The organism is Acidovorax sp. (assembly GCF_022763525.1).
Lineage (GTDB): Bacteria > Pseudomonadota > Gammaproteobacteria > Burkholderiales > Burkholderiaceae_C > Acidovorax.
The window spans coordinates 1-4554 of sequence record NZ_JALEGG010000034.1; the positions used below are offsets into that span (position 1 = coordinate 1).

The following is a 4554-nucleotide window of genomic DNA, read 5'->3' on the forward strand; positions in this document are numbered from 1 at the left end:
ACTGGCCGGGGTCTTGGCGGGCGCATAGAAGCCAAACCACTCCTCCGTGGTCAGCTCTGGAAAGCCCTGTTCCGCAAAGGTCGCCACGTCGGGCGAGAACGGTGAACGCGCTTGCCCGGAGGTCGCGATCAGCCGCAGCTTGCCCGCCTTGTGGTTGGGGATGAAGTCACCACTCGGAGTGACCATGGAAGCGATCTGCCCGCCCACCACGTCCGTCACGCCCGGGATGGAGCCACGGTAGGGCACGTGCTTGAGCTCCACGCCGTGGTTCAGGCCCAGCAGAGCGCCGATGAAATGGGGCGTGGAGCCTGCTGCAGGCGAGCCGTAGTTGGCCTGCCCCGGGTTGGCCTTGGCCCAGGCCAGGAAGTCCTTCACATTCTTGACCGAGGCGGGAACCACCGGGCCCACGGCCAGCCCGTGGTGCATGACCGCCGCGATGGACACGGGCACGAAGTCCTTCACCGGGTCGTAGCTGAGCTTGCTGTAGATGTGCGGGTAGATGGAGGTGCACGAAAACGGGGAGAGCGTGAGCACGCTGCCGTCGGCTGGCGCACCCTTGAGCACCTCCAGCGCGATCCGACCTCCGGCACCCGGCTTGTTCTCGACCACGGCTGCATTGCGGGTGTAGGGTGAACCTGCCAACTTTTCACCCACCCGGCGGGCCACGCTGTCGCCAGCGCTGCCGGCAGGAAACCCATAGAAGATCTTGACCTGGTCAAGCGTCTGGGCCAGTGCGCTCCAGGGCGCAAGCATCCCAAGGGCGGCTGCGCTTCCCATGTGGCCCGTGAATTGGCGGCGTGTGGTGTGCATTGCTCTACTCCTCTTCATCTTCAACTAGGTGGTGGGCGACGCGTTCAGCGGTTGCAGGAGCGGGGCACAAAACTGCGCCGCACTGCGCAAACCCGGCTGGGCAAGACCGCGAGCGGGGGTTGCGCTGGCCAACGAATTGCGTCGAGTCATGGCAAGGATTGACGGAAAATGCTATGGCGCCCATTATTTTTTTGGGCGCCTCCATACTCAGTCATCGCGACGACATTTGCCCTCAGGGTATACGTGGAGGCACGCTCACCGACACTTCGGAAAGCCCCGACATGCTGGTCAAAACGGCTCCGCCCTCAGCAGCAGATCTGCTGAATAACTCAGCCTGGTTCCCCTTGCTCGACGAGTCCGCGCAGCAACGCGTGATGGACGACCTGCGCGAGGTCGAGGTGGCCCAGGGAAGCGCCCTGTGCCGCCGGGGGGATGTTCCGCAGCACTGGTACGGCGCCATCGAGGGCCTACTCAAGTGGACGGTGACTTCAGACAACGGCCGGTCGGTGACCCTGGGTGGACTGTCTGCGGGCAGCTGGTTCGGCGAGGGCACGCTACTGCGCGGGGCGCCCCGCACCGCCGACATCATCGCGCTGCGCCCCAGCCGCGTCGCGCTGCTGCCGCTCGAAACCTTTGAATGGCTGCACGCCACCCAGCGCGCATTCGACCACTACCTGTTGCGCCAGATCAACGAGCGCATGCACTGGTTTCTGGGCAACTTCACCGCGCACCATCTGCTGGACACCGACAGCCAGGTGGCCCGCGCACTGGCCGGGCTTTTCCACCCCTGGCTGCACCCCGGTACCGATCCGCATCTGCAGGTCTCGCAGGAAGAGATTGCCAACCTGTCCGGCGTCTCGCGCCAACGCTGCAACGCGGCGCTGAAGGCACTGCAGGCGCAGGGCCTGCTGCAGATCGAGTACGGCGGCATCACCGTCACGGATCTCGCGGCGCTGCGCCGCAAGGTGGAGTGAGAACGCCCGGCCTGGCATGCCCGCGAACCTGAAAAATCAGGTTCCAAGAGCGGCCAACAAAACTCAGCGGAGCGTTCTGGCCGGGCGCTGCGCCGCGAGCGTACGAGCCGTACGACAAGACGCAGCGGCGACGCCTGAAAAGCTTTGTTGGCCGCTTCTTTAAGAACTTGTGGCAGCCAGCACAAATGCCACGGTCGCGCGCACCACGTCCTCGGGCCGGTCGCGATGGGGCGAGTGGCCACAGCCGGCCAGCTCCAGGATCTGCGTTCCCGGCACCTGCGCGGCTATGCCATGGATCTGTGCCAGCGTGCCGTACTCGTCCTCCAGTCCCTGCACCGCCAGCACCGGCGCGCGCACCGACGCCAGTTCAGCCTTGATGTTCCAGGCGCGAAAGGCAGGGTCAAGCCAGATGCGGTTCCAGCCCCAGAAAGCCGAATCCGGATCATCGTGATAGCGGGCCAGCCGGTCGGGCAGATCGCTGCTCAGGTAGGCCTGCCGCGCCTTCTCGATGTTCTGCACAGTGATGTCTTCGACAAAGATGTGCGGGGCCAGCAGCACCAACCCGCACACGCGGGGCGCACATGCCGCCGCATGCAGCAGCGCAATGGAGGCCCCATCGCTGTGCCCGAACAACCAGACCGGCGTGCGAACGCCCACGGCGTCAAGGAACGCGGGCAACACCTCCAGCGCCTGCCGGTGCAGGAAGTCCACGCCCCACGCCTCCTGCGGCGCCCGGGGGGTGGAGCGGCCGTAGCCCGGCCGCGAAAAGACCAGGCCCCGAAAACCGCCTGCGGCGCACAGCTGGCGCGGAAAATCCTTCCACATCGCCAGCGAGCCCAGGCCTTCGTGCAGGAACACCACCAGGGGCGCCCCATCGCGCGGTGGCTCGATCCACTGGTATTCCAGCCGCACCTGGCGCCCCCGCCACGGCACATCCACCAACGCGCTGCCAGGCGCGCCGCTCACGCCTGCGCCTCCCGCTCGCGCAGCCGATATCGCTGGATCTTGCCCGTGGCGGTCTTGGGCAGCTCGCGCAGGAACTCCACGAAACGCGGGTACTTGAAGGGCGCCAGGCGCTCCTTCACGAAGGCCTGCAGTTCTTCAGGGGTGGCAGCCTGTCCGTCCTTGAGCACCACGAAGGCTTTGGTCTTGGTCAACCCCTCGGCGTCTTGCTGGCCGATCACGGCGGCCTCGAGCACGGCGGGGTGCTGCATCAGCGTGGCCTCGACCTCGAAGGGCGAGACGTAGATGCCGCTCACCTTGAGCATGTCGTCGCTGCGGCCCGCATAGGTGTAGTAGCCCTCGGCATCGCGCACGTACTTGTCGCCGCTCTTGGTCCAGGCGCCCTGGAAGGTGTCGCGCGTCTTCTCGCGGTTGTCCCAGTACAGCAGGGCGGCGCTGGGGCCTCGGATGTACAGGTCGCCGATCTCGCCGTCGGCCACAGGCCGCCCGTCCTCGCCACGCAGTTCAATGCCATACCCTGGCACCGGCTGGCCCGTGCTGCCGTAGCGTACTTGGCCCGGCCGGTTGGACAGGAAGATGTGCAGCATTTCGGTGGAGCCGATGCCGTCGATGACCTCGCAGCCAAAGTGCGCCTCAAAGCGCTGGGCAACCTCGGCAGGCAGGGCCTCGCCGGCCGACGAGCACATGCGCAGCGCCACCTCGGCCCGCGCAGGCAGCTGGGGCGAGGCCAGCATGCCGGCATAGCCCGTGGGTGCGCCAAAGAAGACGGTAGGCCGGTGCGTGCGCCAGCGGCGGAACACGGCGTCGGGCGTGGGGCGCTCGGCCATCAGCACCACGGTGGCCCCCACCGACAGCGGAAAGCTCAGCGCATTGCCCAGGCCGTAGGCAAAGTACAGCTTGGCGGCGGAAAAGCACACGTCGTCTTCGGTGAGCCCCAGCACCTGCTTGCCATACAGCTCGGCCGTCCACCACAGGTTGCCGTGCGTGTGCACCGTGCCCTTGGGCCGGCCGGTGGAGCCCGAGGAGTACAGCCAGAAGCCCGGCCCATCGGGCGTGGTGGACGCGGGGGCCGCCAACGCGGGTGCGGCGGCCAGCGCGGCTTCCCATTCCATGTGGCCGGAGGCCAGCGGCCCAGCCGGGTCGGACACCCAGACGTGGCGCACCTCGTTGGGACCCAGGGACTGCGCCGCCTGCAGCACGGGCAGCAACCCACCCGACACCAGCACGGCCTGGGCGCGGCTGTGGGCCAGCATGTATGCGTAGTCCTCGGCCGTGAGCAGGGTGTTCACCGCCACCGGCTGCACGCCCGCGTACAGGCAGCCGAGGAAGGCCACGGGCCAGTCGTTGGTATCCAGCATCAACAGCAGCACCCGCTCCTCCCGGCGCAGTCCGGCGGCCAGCAGGGCGCCGGCCAAGCGGCGGGACCGGTCCTCCAACGCACCGTAGCTCAGGGCGCCCCGGTCGTCGAGGTAGGCGATGCGCGCAGCGCGGGCACGGTTGAGTGCGAACAGGTGGCCCGCAAAATTGAAAGGGCTGGGCAGCGCAGCCGCGGCGGCGGGTTCGGACGTGGTGCTCGTCATGCAGTCCTTTCAAGCCTTGGAAAGAGGGCAAAGGGCGAAGGGCATGGTTCAATTCCATATCCCGCACTGCGCTTGCGCTGCCCGTGGGATGTGCAGTATGTTGCGTGTCAACCACCTTAAAAGGCACTTGACTTCAAGTCAAGCACCATAGTGCATGCGTTCGCGTATACCCTGAGCAGGCTTGCTGACCCTGCCCCTGCGCCGCTGATGGATTGATTTATGAACCC

At 66.8% G+C, this 4554-nt stretch carries 4 protein-coding genes; 1 reads left to right on the forward strand and 3 read right to left on the reverse strand.

Annotated features, from left to right (window positions below; genetic code table 11):
• On the reverse strand, positions 1–810 hold an 810-nt coding region (locus tag MRY84_RS02530; protein WP_291504188.1), incomplete at its 3' end, for a tripartite tricarboxylate transporter substrate-binding protein.
• Positions 811–1091: 281 nt separating this feature from the next.
• Here MRY84_RS02530 and MRY84_RS02535 point away from each other — a divergent pair.
• Entirely contained in the window at positions 1092–1784 is a 693-nt protein-coding gene (locus MRY84_RS02535) for a Crp/Fnr family transcriptional regulator (protein ID WP_291504189.1), read from the forward strand.
• A 159-nt stretch (positions 1785–1943) separates the two neighbouring features.
• Here the strand turns inward: MRY84_RS02535 and MRY84_RS02540 are convergent, their stop codons facing one another.
• Positions 1944–2750, reverse strand: coding sequence for an alpha/beta hydrolase (locus MRY84_RS02540; RefSeq protein WP_291504190.1), 807 nt, complete (start codon positions 2748–2750; stop codon positions 1944–1946).
• Entirely contained in the window at positions 2747–4327 is a 1581-nt protein-coding gene (locus MRY84_RS02545) for a benzoate-CoA ligase family protein (RefSeq protein WP_291504191.1), read from the reverse strand. Before MRY84_RS02545 ends, MRY84_RS02540 begins: the two co-directional genes overlap by 4 nt.
• Between the last annotated feature and the right edge of the window lie 227 nt (positions 4328–4554).

Excerpts from the sequence above, each read along its gene's own strand:
- MRY84_RS02545 (WP_291504191.1), bottom strand. The coding sequence starts at position 4,327 with ATGACGAGCACCACGTCCGAACCCGCCGCCGCGGCTGCGCTGCCCAGC.
- MRY84_RS02535 (WP_291504189.1), top strand. The coding sequence starts at position 1,092 with ATGCTGGTCAAAACGGCTCCGCCCTCAGCAGCAGATCTGCTGAATAAC.